At 52.8% G+C, this 16,532-nt stretch carries 19 protein-coding genes; 7 read left to right on the top strand and 12 right to left on the bottom strand.

Annotated elements, in window-relative coordinates:
- Positions 1 to 32 precede the first annotated feature (32 nt).
- The 4 genes from hflD to rluE are packed head-to-tail and all read right to left on the bottom strand — an operon-like array spanning position 33 to position 3,051.
- Positions 33 to 674, bottom strand: coding sequence for a high frequency lysogenization protein HflD (hflD, locus tag AC0T7J_RS10065; protein ID WP_473793830.1), 642 nt, complete (start codon positions 672 to 674; stop codon positions 33 to 35).
- A 42-nt stretch (positions 675 to 716) separates the two neighbouring features.
- Positions 717 to 1,829, bottom strand: a complete 1,113-nt coding sequence (gene mnmA / locus AC0T7J_RS10070) for a tRNA 2-thiouridine(34) synthase MnmA (RefSeq protein ID WP_473793832.1) — start codon at positions 1,827 to 1,829, stop codon at positions 717 to 719.
- Positions 1,830 to 1,871: 42 nt separating this feature from the next.
- Positions 1,872 to 2,345 carry an NUDIX domain-containing protein gene (locus AC0T7J_RS10075; protein ID WP_010246262.1) on the bottom strand — a complete coding sequence of 158 codons (474 nt, stop codon included), beginning with the start codon at positions 2,343 to 2,345 and terminating at the stop codon, positions 1,872 to 1,874.
- Positions 2,346 to 2,388: 43 nt separating this feature from the next.
- Positions 2,389 to 3,051: a 23S rRNA pseudouridine(2457) synthase RluE gene (gene rluE, locus AC0T7J_RS10080; protein ID WP_473793835.1), complete on the bottom strand. Its 663-nt coding sequence runs from the start codon at positions 3,049 to 3,051 to the stop codon at positions 2,389 to 2,391.
- A 104-nt stretch (positions 3,052 to 3,155) separates the two neighbouring features.
- On the opposite strand from rluE, the gene icd reads away from it, so the two are divergent.
- The 5 genes from icd (at position 3,156) to AC0T7J_RS10105 (ending at position 9,729) form a co-directional block, all read left to right on the top strand.
- Positions 3,156 to 4,406, top strand: coding sequence for an NADP-dependent isocitrate dehydrogenase (gene icd, locus AC0T7J_RS10085; protein ID WP_473793837.1), 1,251 nt, complete (start codon positions 3,156 to 3,158; stop codon positions 4,404 to 4,406).
- A gap of 1,798 nt (positions 4,407 to 6,204) precedes the next feature.
- Complete coding sequence (locus tag AC0T7J_RS10090) at positions 6,205 to 7,839, top strand: hypothetical protein (RefSeq protein WP_473793838.1); 1,635 nt, start codon at positions 6,205 to 6,207, stop codon at positions 7,837 to 7,839.
- Between the two features lie 355 nt (positions 7,840 to 8,194).
- The gene (locus tag AC0T7J_RS10095; RefSeq protein WP_473793840.1) at positions 8,195 to 8,386 is read left to right on the top strand and encodes a hypothetical protein; all 192 of its coding nucleotides are present in this window, start codon (positions 8,195 to 8,197) and stop codon (positions 8,384 to 8,386) included.
- 741 nt (positions 8,387 to 9,127) lie between these two features.
- Complete coding sequence (locus AC0T7J_RS10100; RefSeq protein WP_473793842.1) at positions 9,128 to 9,535, top strand: hypothetical protein; 408 nt, start codon at positions 9,128 to 9,130, stop codon at positions 9,533 to 9,535.
- Between the two features lie 14 nt (positions 9,536 to 9,549).
- Complete coding sequence (locus AC0T7J_RS10105; RefSeq protein ID WP_473793844.1) at positions 9,550 to 9,729, top strand: hypothetical protein; 180 nt, start codon at positions 9,550 to 9,552, stop codon at positions 9,727 to 9,729.
- 100 nt (positions 9,730 to 9,829) lie between these two features.
- Here AC0T7J_RS10105 and AC0T7J_RS10110 read toward each other — a convergent pair whose 3' ends face one another.
- Positions 9,830 to 10,300 (bottom strand): hypothetical protein, encoded by a 471-nt coding sequence (locus AC0T7J_RS10110; RefSeq protein WP_473793846.1) that lies wholly within the window; start codon positions 10,298 to 10,300, stop codon positions 9,830 to 9,832.
- Between the two features lie 362 nt (positions 10,301 to 10,662).
- Between AC0T7J_RS10110 and AC0T7J_RS10115 the strand changes: the two genes are divergently transcribed.
- Positions 10,663 to 11,670 (top strand): glycosyltransferase family 9 protein, encoded by a 1,008-nt coding sequence (locus AC0T7J_RS10115; RefSeq protein WP_473793848.1) that lies wholly within the window; start codon positions 10,663 to 10,665, stop codon positions 11,668 to 11,670.
- Here AC0T7J_RS10115 and AC0T7J_RS10120 read toward each other — a convergent pair.
- The 4 genes from AC0T7J_RS10120 to AC0T7J_RS10135 form a co-directional block, all read right to left on the bottom strand.
- Positions 11,664 to 12,002: a DUF1493 family protein gene (locus AC0T7J_RS10120; RefSeq protein ID WP_137244640.1), complete on the bottom strand. Its 339-nt coding sequence runs from the start codon at positions 12,000 to 12,002 to the stop codon at positions 11,664 to 11,666. The genes AC0T7J_RS10115 and AC0T7J_RS10120 overlap by 7 nt on opposite strands.
- Complete coding sequence (locus AC0T7J_RS10125) at positions 12,002 to 13,063, bottom strand: glycosyltransferase family 9 protein (RefSeq protein WP_191922526.1); 1,062 nt, start codon at positions 13,061 to 13,063, stop codon at positions 12,002 to 12,004. Before AC0T7J_RS10125 ends, AC0T7J_RS10120 begins: the two co-directional genes overlap by 1 nt.
- 337 nt (positions 13,064 to 13,400) lie before the next feature.
- A complete protein-coding gene (locus tag AC0T7J_RS10130) occupies positions 13,401 to 13,571 on the bottom strand; it encodes a hypothetical protein (RefSeq protein ID WP_010246238.1) in 171 nt (56 codons plus the stop codon).
- A gap of 169 nt (positions 13,572 to 13,740) precedes the next feature.
- Entirely contained in the window at positions 13,741 to 13,989 is a 249-nt protein-coding gene (locus AC0T7J_RS10135; protein WP_010246235.1) for an ElaB/YgaM/YqjD family protein, read from the bottom strand.
- Positions 13,990 to 14,207: 218 nt separating this feature from the next.
- Between AC0T7J_RS10135 and AC0T7J_RS10140 the strand changes: the two genes are divergently transcribed.
- Complete coding sequence (locus AC0T7J_RS10140; protein ID WP_039391636.1) at positions 14,208 to 14,420, top strand: DUF2767 family protein; 213 nt, start codon at positions 14,208 to 14,210, stop codon at positions 14,418 to 14,420.
- 20 nt (positions 14,421 to 14,440) lie between these two features.
- Here the strand turns inward: AC0T7J_RS10140 and AC0T7J_RS10145 are convergent, their stop codons facing one another.
- The 3 genes from AC0T7J_RS10145 to AC0T7J_RS10155 all read right to left on the bottom strand — a co-directional run bounded on the left by AC0T7J_RS10145 (position 14,441) and on the right by AC0T7J_RS10155 (position 16,423).
- A complete protein-coding gene (locus AC0T7J_RS10145; RefSeq protein ID WP_473793852.1) occupies positions 14,441 to 15,451 on the bottom strand; it encodes a Ppx/GppA phosphatase family protein in 1,011 nt (336 codons plus the stop codon).
- Between the two features lie 23 nt (positions 15,452 to 15,474).
- Positions 15,475 to 16,032, bottom strand: coding sequence for a hypothetical protein (locus tag AC0T7J_RS10150; protein ID WP_191922528.1), 558 nt, complete (start codon positions 16,030 to 16,032; stop codon positions 15,475 to 15,477).
- 61 nt (positions 16,033 to 16,093) lie between these two features.
- Positions 16,094 to 16,423 (bottom strand): hypothetical protein, encoded by a 330-nt coding sequence (locus AC0T7J_RS10155; protein ID WP_473793855.1) that lies wholly within the window; start codon positions 16,421 to 16,423, stop codon positions 16,094 to 16,096.
- Positions 16,424 to 16,532 lie beyond the last annotated feature (109 nt).

Consider the following 16,532-nt stretch of genomic DNA (forward strand, 5'->3'; position numbering starts at 1 on the left):
TGAATCATTTAGCAGTGTTTTGCCGCACCGACTTAGTAAGTCAGTGGCAGCCGGGATAAGAGGGTTTTCGCTTCACGCAGCAAACGCTGACGCGAGAACATCAGTTGCAGTCGGCCACCACCGACCTGCTGCCACAATACGGCAGCACGGATACCGGCTAACAGGGTGGCGCGCACTTTACTCTGTACCTGGGTATTCTGCAGCACCGCAGGCGAACCGGTAACCTGAATACGCGGGCCAAGCGAGCTGATCACATCCACATAGATGGCAGCCATCGCGCTGAGAATGGTGTCTGACTCCAGTTCATAATGCGCCAGCTGACGATCGAGCTGATTGATGCGCTGGGCCAGCGTTGCCATCGCCGTTTTACTGGCGCTGAGCTTGCGCTCCAGCACCATCATGCTCAGGGTGTAACGTGTCAGCTCTACACCTGCACCCTGGCGACTGCTGCTGTTCAGCACCGCCATCAGCGTTTCAAGTCCGAGACGCAGATTGGCTTCATTGTTGCCAAACACCGCCAGCGTTGAGCCAGGATTGAGGTCAAGCACGCTGCGCAGCGATACGGTCAGCGCCTCCGGCTGACAGTGACCCTGCTGAGCCAGCTGCTGCACCAGATGGGCCGACTGACAGATGCCTGCCAGCGCCAGCGTAATTTCCTGATAATTTTTCGCCACGGTTACTCCTGTTTACGCGTCATCAATGCGGGCTGAGCCCGCTTACTCCGCCACTAACGGCAGGCGCTGTTCGATAATACCGCCACCGAGGCAAACCTCGCCAAGGTAAAACACCGCAGACTGACCTGGCGTCACCGCTGCAACCGGCTCGTCGAAACGCACTTCAATCCGATCGTCGCCGTGGGGAATAATCTCACAGGGGATATCGGTCTGACGATAGCGGGTTTTCACGGTGCAGCGAAGCGGGGCGATAATCGGCTGGCGATCAACCCAGTGCAGCTGCTGTGCAATCAGGCCAATGGACATCAGACGCGGATGATCGCCGCCCTGGGCGACAATCAGGCGGTTACGCGCCACATCTTTGTCGACCACATACCAGGGATCATCTTTGCTCTCTTTCAGGCCGCCAATCCCCAGGCCTTTACGCTGTCCCAGAGTATGGTACATCAGCCCCTGATGTTCACCGACGATCTGGCCTTCGGTAGTTTCAATTTCGCCAGGCTGAGCCGGGAGATAGCGTGCCAGGAAGTCGCGGAATTTGCGCTCACCGATAAAGCAGATGCCGGTCGAATCTTTCTTCTTCGCGGTGATAAGGTCGAGTTGTTCGGCAATGCGTCGCACTTCCGGCTTTTCCAGCTCGCCAACCGGGAACAGACTTTGGGCGATCTGCTGGTGGCTCAGGGTATAGAGGAAGTAGCTCTGATCTTTGTTGCCATCCAGACCGCGCAATAGCTGGCTCTGGCCGGCCACGTCCTGACGACGCACGTAGTGACCCGTAGCGATGAAATCTGCGCCGAGATCCTCAGCTGCGAACTCCAGGAATGCTTTGAATTTGATCTCTTTGTTGCAGAGGATATCGGGGTTAGGCGTGCGGCCCGCTTTGTACTCTTCGAGGAAATGCTCAAAGACGTTATCCCAGTATTCAGCGGCAAAGTTAACTTTGTGCAGCTTCATACCCAGCTTGTCGCACACTGCTTGCGCATCTGCCAGATCGTCCGCGGCGGTACAATACTCCTCGCCATCGTCCTCCTCCCAGTTCTTCATGAACAGGCCTTCAACCTGGTAACCCTGCTGTTGCAGTAACCAGGCGGAAACGGAAGAATCGACGCCGCCGGACATACCGACGATCACTTTTTTCTGGCTGTTGTCAGACATGACACGCTCGCATTACGATAAAAAAACAGGCGGCGCATTCTATCATGCAGAAGGCAGGCGCGCACCCTCGTGAAACGGCCACCGGAACGGGCTGACCAGATGTAACGGGTAGCGCGTGCCCTGTTGCCATAAACGTACGCTTTCCGCGACCAGCGGCGAACGCAGGTTAGAGGCAGTGAGAATCTGCGCTGGCGGCAACCACCAGCAGCAATCAATGTCGCTGTCCTGCGGCTGGGTTGGCGCTTTTTCCGCCAGATCCACGCCAAACAGAAAACGCACAAAAGGCGTACTGTCGGGCGCGATCCACTGGTTTATCGCGATAAAATAGTGCATCGGTGTGGCGATGCCGGTCTCTTCATAGAGTTCGCGCTCTGCGGCTTCCAGCAGCGTTTCATCCGCTTCAAGATGCCCGGCAGGCTGGTTCCAGGTGGGGCGACCGTTGATCGTCTCTTCCACCACCAGTAATTCACCTTCTGCCTGAACCAGACAGGCGACAGTAACATGAGGTTTAAACATCACTTCTCCGCAATTGTTAACCTGAGGTTATAAAAACCGGTTTTCAGAGGGGACTTTCACTGAGCTCGCGCCACACGCCTGGAGCCAGATCGTCGAGCGAATAACTCCCCATCGCGAACCGAATCAGTCGCAATGTGGGAAAGCCAATATGGGCGGTCATCCGGCGAACCTGACGATTACGGCCTTCATACAGCGTGATTTTCAGCCACTGCGTCGGGATGTTTTTACGTTCGCGAATGGGGGGCTGACGTGGCCAGAGCCACTCCGGCTCAGCCACTTTTTCTACCCCAGCAGGCAGCGTCAACCCATCTTTCAGATTAACCCCATCCCGTAAAGGCTGCAGATCCGTCTCCTGTGGCTCGCCTTCCACCTGCACATAATAGATCTTACCTGTGCGTTTGCCGGGCTGAGTCAGCGCAGCCTGCAGCGCGCCGTCGTTGGTCAGCACCATCAATCCTTCGCTGTCGCGGTCAAGGCGACCGGCGGCATAGACCTCGGCGACGCTGACAAAATCCTTCAGGGTACGGCGGCCCGCTTCGTCGGTGAACTGCGGCAACACGTCAAACGGTTTGTTAAACAGAATCACCCGGCGCGGAGCCGCAGGGCGGGCAGGGGAATGCCGCGCATCACGCGTCGGGCGGCTGAATCGTTTATCCTGGTGAATTCGTTGAGAAGTTTTTCGCATGGGCTTTGCAGTCAGAAACATTCGGCGCATTATAACGTGAAATTGCGGTGATTGGCGTGGCGGAAATATTCAAGTAGTATTGACGCGCATCTTACAAATCATTAACAAACGCCCAGGAGAGGTTAATGGAAAGCAAAGTAGTTGTTCCGGCGGAAGGTCAGAAAATCACCCTGAATCAGGGCAAGCTCACAGTGCCAAACAATCCGGTCATTCCTTACATTGAGGGTGACGGTATCGGTGTTGATGTTTCCCCGGTAATGCTGAAAGTCGTCGATGCGGCGGTAAAGAAAGCCTACAACGGCGAACGTAAGATCTCCTGGATGGAGATTTACACCGGTGAGAAGTCAGTTGAACTCTACGGCCAGGACGTCTGGCTGCCACAGGAAACTCTCGACTTAATCAAAGAATATCGCGTGGCCATTAAAGGCCCACTGACCACCCCGGTCGGCGGCGGTATTCGTTCACTGAACGTGGCCCTGCGTCAGGAGCTTGACCTCTACGTCTGCCTGCGTCCGGTACGTTACTACAAAGGCACGCCAAGCCCGGTTAAACGTCCTGAAGATACCGACATGGTGATCTTCCGTGAAAACTCCGAAGATATCTATGCCGGTATCGAGTGGAAAGCGGGCTCTGCCGAAGCGGACAAAGTGATCAAGTTCCTGCGCGAAGAGATGGGCGTGAAGAAAATTCGCTTCCCTGAGCAGTGTGGTATTGGCGTTAAGCCGTGTTCAGAAGCGGGCACCAAACGTCTGGTGCGCGCGGCAGTGGAATACACCATCACCAACGATCGTGATTCACTGACCCTGGTTCACAAAGGCAACATCATGAAGTTCACCGAAGGCTCTTTCAAAGACTGGGGATACCAGTTAGTGAAAGAAGAGTTCGGCGGCGAACTGATCGACGGCGGCCCGTGGATGAAGTTCAAAAACCCGAACACCGGCAAAGAGATCATCGTTAAAGATGTGATCGCTGATGCGTTCCTGCAACAGATCCTGCTGCGTCCGGCTGAGTATGACGTTATCGCCTGTATGAACCTGAACGGTGACTACATCTCTGACGCCCTGGCTGCGCAGGTTGGCGGTATTGGTATCGCACCCGGCGCCAACATCGGTGACGAGTGTGCGCTGTTCGAAGCGACCCACGGCACAGCACCTAAGTATGCAGGTCAGGATAAAGTGAACCCAGGTTCAGTGATTCTGTCAGCAGAAATGATGCTGCGTCACATGGAGTGGTTCGAAGCGGCTGACCTGATTGTTAAAGGTGTTGAAGGCGCTATCGCTAACAAGACCGTGACTTACGATTTCGAACGCCTGATGGATGGCGCTAAACTGCTGAAATGTTCAGAGTTTGGTGACGCGATCATCGAAAATATGTAATCCGTATTACGTAACATACAGCCAACACGAATGTAAAAATCGTGTTGGCTTTTTATTTCACGCCTTGTTTCCCCAAAACCCCCCTGAATCTGTTTAAAAATAAACGCTAAACGGCTTCTACCATCCGGTCTTTCCGCGCTTAACGTTGTTCCCGGCAGTCATTTTCTGCGATTCGTGACCCAGCAGTTTTGGGCACCTGGCTTTGATGGTAATAAGGACGTTCAGATAAGCATCGCTGTAGGTGCAGTGCTGTATCTCTGACCCCGGCCTCGAAACGCCGTAATGATCTCACCTTTTCATCATTGTCATTGTGCCTGGAACAACCGTAATGGATTAACGCCGCACGTTATTAGCAACAGTTTGAGAGTTCCTTATTTCAGAGCTCAACGCTCTCCATGCCAGATCTCTGCGATGATATGTCCGACGCGTTTCTCAGCCGTTGACAATGGCTCCATAGATTATTGATGCGAGCCGCCCCTCAGGATAAGCCTGGCTGTTGTGATGGAGAGTGGTTACTGACAACAGGATAGGATCTATCCAATTGAAATAATTGAATAGATTATAAAAAAGCGGATTTGTCCGTGATGATTTCCCGTTACCGTTACCGTTACCGTTACCGTTACCGTTACCGTTACCGTTACCGTTACCGTTACCGTTACCGTATGCGTAGCAGTAATGCAGAGAAGGTCAGGTTACTGTTCCGAAACAATGGAAAAGCACAGAAATGGTCAGGTCTGCACTCTCTGTTTTTACTCGCCATACTTTACCCGTGTTGTCGTGTTAGCGATAAAACAGGTGCCACCCGATATTTATGATATGGCAACAAAGAGTGTCAAATAGCACTTTTTGCATTATATTTCTCTTTACAAAACAAGTGATTAAAACATGCGTGTAATCGCATTCATTTGGTCGATATAAAAGATTGATCGGGATCATGTTTCATTGGCATCTTGAGGGGTAGATTGCCCGCTATGAGTTGCACGGCGCTGCTAAGATGTCATGTGTAATCGCTTTCACACTTTTCATTGTTGGCCTTAATTCATCAGTCCGGTATACATGATTTAGCTGTTTCCTGGCCACTTTACGATGCAGCGAAAAAAAAGCCAGGCGCATACATCATTTATTCAGCTTTTAAGAGCTGTCACTGAGTTAATGCAACATTTTCATTGCTGAAGTCACGTTGTTAATATCACTGTAATCGATTACAAAACCGCTACAGCTTTATTATTTAGCTTATTTATTCTCACGCCGAACAAAGGTGACGATATTTATTCTTCCGCTTTTTTTGGGCAGCATAGCGAAATCAAAACAGAGAGGCAGTTATTTGTAGTGAGCTTCTCGTCGTCAATCAAAGCATGGGCGAATTGCTCTACAAAGTGAGGCACATACTGTTTTTACTTGCGGAGTCGGGCCTCTCAGGAAAGGATTCTCTTCCATGACGTACAAAGATTTAACCGTCGTCAGGATACAACCTGTGGTTCATCTGAATAATCGGTGAGCTGGAAGGGATGATCAGACTTTAGGCAAATTAAATCAGGTCTTTAAAATTAAAACCGGCGGTAATGAAAATTTTATAAGGCGAAATTCAGAGACTTAATAAAACGTTTTCAACTCTATGTAAAAAGGCCTCGTCGGTTAAGACGAGGCCTTCCAGGGATTCTGACCAAATGGCTGGCGGGCCAGAAGACAGATATCCATTTGTGATTTACCAATCTTGACATAAATCAACTTTAGCGAGTTCATATTAATGAATAAATCAATTATGGCTGTGGCTATTTGTGCGATCTGCAGCGGATTCATGGCAAACGATGCAAATGCGAACGCTTTTTTTTCGGGTTCAGTACAAAGCCTGTATAACACGATTGCTGACGGGCAGATGGATTATGATGTAGCTCGCAATGTCTGGACGACAATGAATGCTGAACAGCAGGCGGAATTCAAACATATTGAAGCCAGCCGAAATATGAATTATTCCTTTGATTTAAATAATTCTGTTGCCCCAATGGCGATCCCGCAGGCTACACCAATAGCCAAACCGCAACCGCAGCTGGTTCCGCAGGCCACGCCGCCGCGTCCGCAGTCCGTGCCGGTCGCCCGGACGGTGCCTGTGGCACCGCAGCTGATCCCGCAGTCCGTGCCGGTCGCCCGGACGGTGCCTGTGGCACCACAGCTGATCCCGCAGGCCACGCCGCCGCGTCCGCAGTCCGTGCCGGTCGCCCGGACGGTGCCTGTCGCACCACAGCTGATCCCGCAGGCCACGCCGCCGCGTCCGCAGTCCGTGCCGGTCGCCCGGAAGGTGCCTGTCGCCCCGCAGCTGATCCCGCAGGCCACGCCGCCGCGTCCGCAGTCCGTGCCGGTCGCCCGGAAGGTGCCTGTGGCACCGCAGCTGGTTCCGCAGGCCACGCCGCCGCGTCCGCAGTCCGTGCCGGTTGCCCGGACGGTGCCTGTGGCACCGCAGCTGATCCCGCAGGCCACGCCGCCGCGTCCGCAGTCCGTGCCGGTTGCCCGGACGGTGCCTGTGGCACCACAGCTGATCCCGCAGGCCACGCCGCCGCGTCCGCAGTCCGTGCCGGTCGCCCAGAAGGTGCCTGTCGCCCCGCAGCAGGTTCCGCAGGCCACGCCGCCGCGTCCGCAGTCCGTGCCGGTCGCCCAGAAGGTGCCTGTCGCCCCGCAGCAGGTTCCGCAGGCCACGCCGCCGCGTCCGCAGTCCGTGCCGGTTGCCCAGAAGGTGCCTGTCGCACCGCAGCTGATCCCGCAGGCCACGCCGCCGCGTCCGCAGTCCGTGCCGGTCGCCCGGACGGTGCCTGTCGCTGCGCAGCAGGTTGTGCAGGCCACGCCTCCTCGTGATCAAGCAGCCACCCAAACACCATTACAGACATCGGCTGTTGAAGCCAACCGCTTAGTTACTGACGAAGCTATTCAGAACAATGCAGCCCGCATTGATGCTGACGGGCAAAATATTAATACCAACCGCGAAAGCATCCAGAACAATGCAGCCCGCATTGATGCTGATGGGCAAAATATTAATACCAACCGCGAAAGCATCCAGAACAATGCCGCTCGTATTGATACCAATGGACAAGGCATCAGTACAAACCGAGAAAATATCCAGCACAACAGCACTCGTATTGATCAAAATAGCGCACGTCTTAATAGTGCTGAGAAAAACATCAAGCACAACGCCGATCGTATCGATGAAAACAGCAAGAAGATCAAGCAAATTGGCGATAATGCCGCTGCTATGTCTTCACTGCATTTTGATGCGAATCATGACAGCTGGGCGCTTTCTACCGGCACTGCAAACGGCGAAGGTGCAGGCTTCGCGGCAGGTATTCAGAAAGGTGTAACCGAACACGCTGCCGTCTCCTTCCAGGCTTCTACCAATTCTTACGGTGGCTGGATGGCAGGCGCTGGTATACACGGCGATTTCTGAAAATAGCCCGCTTCGGCGGGCTGTTTTAATCGGTGCTGCCAGCGTGAGCAAGTGGAATATGAACATCAGGGGCTAATTCCGGTTTATTGGCGCTGTAATAATTGGTTAGGTTTATTCGGCTTCTGGCGCTCTGTCTGGCAACAACGTTATCGTTTATTGCGCAAGGATTCGCTATTAAGAACTTTAGGGGTTTGTCAGGTTTTCATTTTTCATCAGGGTCATGGATTGATTAATAGCGCACGGTTAATGCGCTGGAGTGAGAGGGCTCTTCTGGCAGCATGTACTGTTTTCATGCTGGGTTTATTCATTTTTTTGAGCGTCGTGACATTATCCAAGCAATTGAGGTAGAGATGTGATGAATACTGAAAAAGTAAAAGCGTGGTTGATGGTGCATGCAAATGGCACTGAGTTAGTCACACAGCACAAAAAGCATGCGCTCACAGTTGCGCAACTTAAATTCTGGACGGTTTACCCATTGATACCTACAGCAGGAAGTCATGTGGTGAACCTGCGAACCCTGGGCCGGAGTAAGGCGCCAGCAGAGTAAAGTGATCTGCGAACGTCACCACCGTGAGTGGGGGAAATGGCTTGCATAAATACGCCATTCCATGGGTAGCGGCGGAAAAAATGATCAAGTCTATTTCGACATAGGTTGACGCCATCTGTTCACCTGATATCAGAGGTTCCAAATGATTATGAGTAAGGGGATGTCCGTTCAAATCGTTATTACAGCAACTGACGCTGAAGGGCGCGCTGTTGAAGTACTGAACTGCACACAGCAAGACGAGGGTGAAGCGATGAAGGTTAATGTGAAGGTCGCCGACGATTTCCAGGCGATAGCCGTGGCGGCAATGGCTGCGGCAGCGTCCAGCGTCCTGCGCAGGGGGGAACCATGCGAGTGTCCTGTTTGTACTGAACGCCGCGCTGTGGCTGTTGCGGCCGGCGTCCCTCACACTATTGCTGAACGTGCAAGGCTTCACTGAGTGCAGCTTAAAGGCACACTCAGGCGCGAATGGGATTTGCCTGCTGAATAGCAGCATATTATGGCCCTGCAATGTTCAGAATGAACAGACCTGCAGCCGTTTCGATTGCTATGGCGGTATCGTACTGTGTAAACCCGCCCGGAAAACCGGGGTTTTCGCGCCTATTGCTGGCTGTGTCAGCTATACGAAAACGAACGATGAAATGTCTGTTGAACATGTGAAACAAGCATGATTACCTCTTGCCATTACCTGCGGGCATGCCTGACGAAATTTCATTAACGTTTGAACCAAAATAGGGCTGTAACATGAAAAAATTGTTGATTGCAGGTGCACTACTTGCGCTGACCGGTTGCTCGTCTTCCGCTTCTCGTATGGCCGAGTGCGAAGCACAGGGCGTAACCCGTGATGCGTGCTATCTGGCTGAACAGAACCGGCACGTTACGATGGTGGGCGTAGCCGAGAAACAGGCCCTGGAAAATGCACAGTTCGCCCAGGAAGCGCACAAGTCTGCTGCTAAAACGTGGCGCTATAAAGACGTGGTCGTCTCCCGCGATAAGCTGGGCATTGTGAGCATAGACGGTAAACCGGCCGTAATGACTGAAGAAAATAAAGGGAATCAGGTCTTTGCGACAGGTATCAGTAATGTAATTTTTTACAAAAACGGTAAAGTCGCATTAATGCAAAATGGCCAATTTGAGGGCTGGATGAAGTGAGACAGGATGAAGATTTGAAACTTATTTGCCAACTGCATCAGGAAACAATGCAGGCCATGGAGAAACAGATTCGTGATGAACGTGAAGTGTTTTTTCTGCAGGTAGGGGTGTGGAAACAAATCTTTGTCACGCTTGCTTTAGTTGCGGTCGCTATTGTTCTGGTCGAATGCCTGCGCTGGACGGGCACTCACTGACATAAAAGTCAGTTAAACCGGTTTTAAGGGAACCCGCTACTCTTTGACACCGGAAGGAGAAGGGTTCCCTCACAGTGTGCCATTTTTTCTATCTCTGACGTTACGGAGCAGGGAAACGTGAATCAGACCTGTCACGGTCTGGACAGTCTTTTTTCAATTCAGCTTTAATCACGTCGTCTGCGGCATGTTCGGTCAGCCGTTTGAATCTGAACCTGAGTTTCAGACCGTCATCAGAACAGTTATGCCTGTCTGCAAGCGCTACCGCGGCGCTGTAGGCATTGTAACAACGGGCCACATCAGTCACTTTACGCTGACACTGACTGAACAGTGTAAACGCGGTGTCGGGATGTGCAGTCAGATAGGCAATTTGCGGATTGTTTCTTACCTGATCGAGGATACCCGGTAAGGTCAGATAACTCAGCAAGATCGCCAGTGTGGAGATGATATAAATAAAATACTTATAAGGCACCGGGTCTCCTTCTATCTGGCGCAGTTTTTTACCGAGCGCGGATGATGACAGGCTGCCGCTAAATACGATATCAACCAAAGCGTAAAAGCCGCTTCCTGACACGAGGCCCAGCGATTGTCGACCAGGCAACCTGATGTAAACTGCTTTGCAGATTAATAGTCACAGCAGCAATTATTGTTAAGTCCGCCGTGCCGCATAATGAGATGATTCTTACGCCCCTTCAAGAGCTAAGCCATTGCGAGTGCCGGAGATAAGCGCCGGATGGGGCATGCTTCTTTTCTTGTTCTGTCAGTTCTGCCGCCTGTCTTCTCTCTCCCCAGCCTGATCTATTTCTGCTATTCCCGTGAGGGAACCATCCGCAATCTACGCTGACTAATGGCTGACGTATGCCGTCGCGTTTATCCCATCAGCGGGAAACCCCGTGATGAGTTTCATGTTTAGCCAGTGCGCAGAGGATGTCAGACATGCGGATTTTAATTATTTGTCGGGATAATATTGGCGACACCTTACTGACCACGCCGCTGATCAGTGCGCTGGCGCAGTCGGGCCAGCATCAGGTCGATGTGCTGACCAACAATTACGCTGCGCCAGTTTTGCAGCATAATCCCGATATCCGGCAGCTCTTCTATTACACCAAACTGCATCACCGTGAGGCAGGGCAGGGACGGCTGGCCTGTCTCTTACAGCGACTGAAGCTGATGCTGACGCTGAAAAAACAGCGTTACGATGTGGTGATTCTGGCAAAAAGCCGCTGGGATCAGCATGGCCTGAAGTGGGTTAAAACAGTGCGTCCCGCCAGAGTGATCGCACTGGGTCATCCCCATCCGCTGATTACCGATCTGTTGCCGCCACCCAGCCAGTCGCCGTGTCATATCAGTGAAACCCTGTTTAGCCTGGGGCGGCCTTTCAATCTCAGCGCCACAGCGCCAGGCAAACTGACGCTGCTGCCGGATGCGGCAATCGCGGCCAGCCTGCGTGACACCTGTGCGATTGATCCCGCTGTTCCGGTCTATGCATTGCAAATCAGCGCCCGCAAGCCGAGTCAGCAGTGGGAAGCCGCGCGGTTTGCCGGGCTGGCTGAAAAAATCGCGGCGCGTCATCCCTGCCAGATTATGCTGCTCTGGTCACCCGGCAGCCGTGATAATCCGCGTCATCCGGGAGATGATGAAAAAGCGCGTGAAATTATGGCGCTCTGCCCGCATCTGCCGATCAAGGCGGTGGCAACCACCAGCCTGCCGCAGTTAATTGCAGCAATGTCGCTGTGTCAGGGGCTGGTGAGCAGTGATGGCGGGGCAATGCACATTGGTGCGGCGCTGGGATTGCCGGTCGTCGCGCTGTTTGGCGACAGCGATCCGGCGTGCTGGCATCCGTGGCAGGTTAACTATCAGGTGCTGCAACCGGCGTCACGTGAGGTCAATGCGCTGAGCAGCAGCGAGGTCTATGAGGCCTTCGCCCATACCCTTACTCAGTAATCCTCTTCAGGCCAGCGTCCCAGTCTGGCCGCTTCACACAGCATGGCGACCGTCAGTGGACGATAAGGCCGTGCTGTGCCCGCAGTAAACCAGCTTGCAACTGCAAAGCGACGTCGGCGCGGCTCCGGAAAATAGCGGGCGTCATCATAGTGTTCTGAACAGACGCCGAAAGTGATAAAAAAATCACTCATCAGAATGGCAAAATCCACCTCACTCAGCGGTAACTGCTGCAGATGAAAACCTGCACGCTCCACTTTGCGGAACCCGCCCAGCGCGGTTGGCTGATTGTGGTACTCAATCAACGCAATGATAGCTTGAGAAAGGTCGTTCATTACCCCACCAGCTTCGCCACGGCCTGCACGACCTCATCGGCCTTGATCGTTGCCATCGGATGCTGTGAGGCAGTTTTATCCGGGCGGTGAATAATGATGTGGCGATCGCTGTCCTGGCAGGGGCCGGTATAGCGCGGATTGGCGGTGGAGAACAGGCTGACCGTCGGCGTCTGTGCGGCCACGGCGATGTGCAGTGGACCGGTGTCCCCGGTAACCAGCACATCCAGCGTGCGAATCAGGCTAATCAGGCCGCTGAGATTCGTTTTCCCCGCCATCGGCGTCACACGCTGACGGCAGTGCAGTGGCAGGCTTTCAATAAACTCCTGCTCAAGAGGCTGCTCAGCGGCGGTGCCGGTAACGATAATTTCCGTGTCAGGCCAGCGTTCAAGCAAGGCTGTCGCCAGCTGGCTGAAGGAGGCCAGCGGCCAGCGGCGAATATCTTTTGATGCCCCTAACTGAAAACCGATACGGCGATGGTCAGCCTTTGCAGTCGGACTGTTGTTCAGTTCTGGAAGGTGCATCCGGGTCTGCTCTGTCTCTGCGCCCAGGACTTCAATCAGTTTCAGCTTACGCTTGATGGTATGGTCATCAAAATAGCCTGAATAGTGATCGAGATATTTATTTAGCAGAGGCGACTCGCGGCCGTAATGATCGCGCACAATCACCTTACTGCCGGTCAGAACCGAGCTCATAATATCGTAGGGGAAATGCGCGTGTAATGTTACTGACAGGTCAGGTTTGTGGCGGCGCAGTTTGAAAAAGAGCGGCAGGAAATTCGCCAGTTTATTATCCCAGATATAGATCTTATCAAACCAGTTATAACGGCTGACAAGGTCTTTATTTTTCTTGCTGGAAACCAGAATAAACTTGCTGGTGGGAAAGCGATTTTTCAGGCTCCAGATAGCCGGCGTATTCATCAGAAAATCGCCCAGTGCCGTGGTGGAGTAAATCACTACTGTTTGTGGGGCCAGGTCGTGCAAGGCCTGCGGTTTTGTTCTGCTGGAAAATCGAGAATAGAGCGTTAAAAGTCGGTCTATCAGATAAATCTTTTTTTTCTTCACGTCTGAATTCTCTTCAATTTACCAATGCTATTAACAGGGAAATATTATGGAGTGTTAGAGATTAACGCTACAGAGAAAGTTCATTATGACAGGATGTTTTTTTCAGTCATTGAGTTTTTGTTTGAGATACGCTCGCTTTGTGGTTTAAATAAAAATGAACTTTAATTTTTTGTTATTTGGAAGGTGTTTTATGTGCACTTTTATTAATGAATCATTGCGGCTTGTAATTCTATGGAAAACTAATAGCAGGTTAATTATTAGCAGAATTATTATATGAGCCCTAGGTATTGCAAAATACACGATAAAAAAAACCCGGCACGTGTGCCGGGGCAGGGAATTACGACTGTGGCTGACCCACCGGGCCTGAACCCAGCGTACCGCCCGGTGACGACTGACCGCTGGGTGCATGAGGGCGGCCATCATCTTTAATCGCGTCGCTCTTCTGCGAGCAGCCCGCCAGAGAAGTTAAGGTCGCTGCAACCAGCAGCAGGGCAGGAATTGTTTTCATAAGGTCACCTTGATGTTGTCAGAAAGAGACGAAACCAGACTAAGCATAGATACTTACCGCAATCCGACCTGAAAAGGCTTATCTTTCAGATGTTTCTCAGCCGGCGAAAAGCATCCAGGCAAAAAAAAACGGAAGCCAGTGGCTCCCGTTCTGTTGACGTTCAGCGCTATTACTTGCGGCCCAGCAGGAAGCCGATAAATACGCCAACGCCTGCAGCAACGGCCAGACCTGCAACAGGATTGGATTGAACCTGATCCTTGATACAGTCAGCAGCATCGCGGGCAGCATAGCTTGCCTGGTTGGTGTAACGGCGTGCTGCGCCTTTAGCCTGATGCTCAGATGAACCGGTTGCTGCACCCCATTGTTCCTGAACTGCGCCAGCGGCTTCTTTTACTTTATCTTCGATTTTTCCTGACATTTATTGCTCCTTGGTTTTGAGTGAGACCCTCAAAGCGTAGCAAAGATAGTGAATTCTGCTCCTCCAGCGGAGGAAAATGGGCTAAAAAATCATTTCTGGCTGTTAATGGCGCTGCGTTTGCGGGTAAGGGATTTACTGTCTAGCCTTTGCAAAGAGAGGCGCACTCAGGCGCTGCCACAGCCATAGGTAAAGCTACAGCTACAGCCGGAGGATAAGCAATGAAACGTGATGCACTGAATGATGACGACTATGACGAAGTCTGCCGGGTAATTGGCGATGCGGTCATTGTGCTGTCGGAGCGCGGCCATGACACCCGCCGTGGCGAAATCTACGACCTGCTTAAACGTATACGTCAGCAGCGCGCGCACAGTGAACGCGATGAGCAGAGAATGCTGGATCATGCTATCCGGCTGGTTAAGCCTGAGGTGTAGCATAGTGCGTAAACGCTGCGCTACTGCAGCAACACACCCTGAATCAGACTGGCCTCAACAATCGTGACCTCATTAATTTTCAGCGCCTGCATATAACCTTCAACCAGTAACAGATTACTGACATCAGTGGCCCGGTAGTCGCCCGGGAGTTCACTATCGCCTTTCCAGACCTGCTGCTGCGACAGCTGACTTAATGTCGTCAGGCTGTAGCGATGGGGTTTGCCCGGTAACTGATTGCGGATAGAAAAACCATGGACGCCGCCGATGCCAATGACCTGACGGCTCGCCACATCCTGTTTAATCTGCGGGCTGACCTCATTAGTGGCATAAAATTGCACAAAGCGCAGCACCGACTGCCGCCAGGAACCAATCGGGTTGGGGGATTTGGCCTCCGGGCTGTTCTTCAGCACCGTCAGAATAAAGTTTTTCAGCGTTACCGAGGCCAGTTTGCCCTGATAGATATCCGCAACCGGCTTACCCGCCTGCTGTCGCCAGGCGGTCATCTGCATCGAGCCACCACCAATATCCCAGACCAGCAACTGCTCATCACGGATCGCCGGATCGTTAAGCGCGGCTTTGGCAGAGAGGAACCCAAGTTTCGCTTCCTGCTGCTGCGAGATGATGCTGATTTGCGCACCGGTCTGGCGCTGCAACTGATCAATGACCGCCTGACCGTTGCTGGCGTTGCGAAACACTGCGGTGGCAACGCCGCTGATCCGCTGTGGATGAAAGCGTTGTGCGTGCGTTAAAAGCTGGTGCAGGGCAGCAGCACCTTCATGGGTCATCGCCGGGCTGAGCTGATTATCTGTTGAGTGCGCTAAGGCTTCGTTCCAGGCCACGGCGCGCTGATCCTGATACAGCATCTTTTCGATGCGCAGCTGGCAGACATTGACGCGGGCTACCGCAATTTTGGTGGTGCCGGAACCGATATCAAGACCGGCGCGGATTTGCTGGCAGCGATCGGCCTGGGCAGCAGCGGCAAAAAACAGTGAGCAGAAAAGCGTGACAGCAGACAGCGCAGCAGAACGCATAGCGACTCCGGGTACAATAAGGATCAGTGTGAACGGGCTGCGACGCAGGCCGGGTAGACGCTCACCAGGAAGTGACGCAGATGATCAAAACACCATTCGGCGTCATCCGCCTGCGGGCAATAGAACTGAATAGTGATTTTTTCATAATCGCGCTGACGCTGGCGCAGCGGCGACCAGCTCCAGTCGAGTACCGAACGGGCATAATTGACCAGCGTCTCCGCGGGCATCTGATGTTGCTGCTCCTGCCCGGTCAGGTAGCGATAAAAGTTCGCTTCCAGCTGCAGCGCTTCCTCAAAGCCGTGCTGCGGCAGGTCGGGACGAAAAGCCACATCGATAAAGCCACAGACCGCATCTGCCTGCTGCTGCCAGTCGCAGGCCAGCGTCATAAACAGCCCCTCCTGCAGATTGATCTCCTCGACCAGTCGCCGCAGATTCACTGAATGGTTCAGCACCGCGATCTCTTCAAGGCGACCGGTTTCCAGGGTCAGATCAAAGCCACAGGGATTCACTGAGCCATCCGCATTGCGGGTGGCGGGGAAGGGGAAGTCGATATAACCGTTGTTATCCAGACGCTTTTCCATCGAAGAGACCTGCTGCTTGACGTTTCCTGACAATAAACTATCTGGCAGCAGGATTCATCCCTTATGGACAGGTCCAGGTGATTTGGGTGTCCTGGTAAGGGTTGATCAGCCGGAACTGCTTATCTGACAGGCGCTGCGCGTAGTAACCCTCAGGCGTGACGGCGGAGGGAACATATTTAAACCGATCAAGCGACTGCAGTGGGCCACTCTTAATGCTGACCTTATCCCGGGTCACGGTGAAGCTATTAACCAGATCAAAAATCTCGCCCCGGGTCTGCCCCAAAGACTGACCATAAATAGTCGAGACCTCACCCGGACATTCCACCCCTTTCGGGCCAGATGAACATCCAGTCACCATCGCGATGAGGATAAAAATGCTGAGACGCATCATGATTTTCTACCTGCTTCAATCCCTGGGAGTTTCGTGGCGCAGAGTCTATCCTGCTGCGTCACTGATTACTCAATCATAGCAGTTTACGCTGCGCTTCCTGTTTGAGATT

Source organism: Pantoea sp. E956-1, from assembly GCF_982223955.1.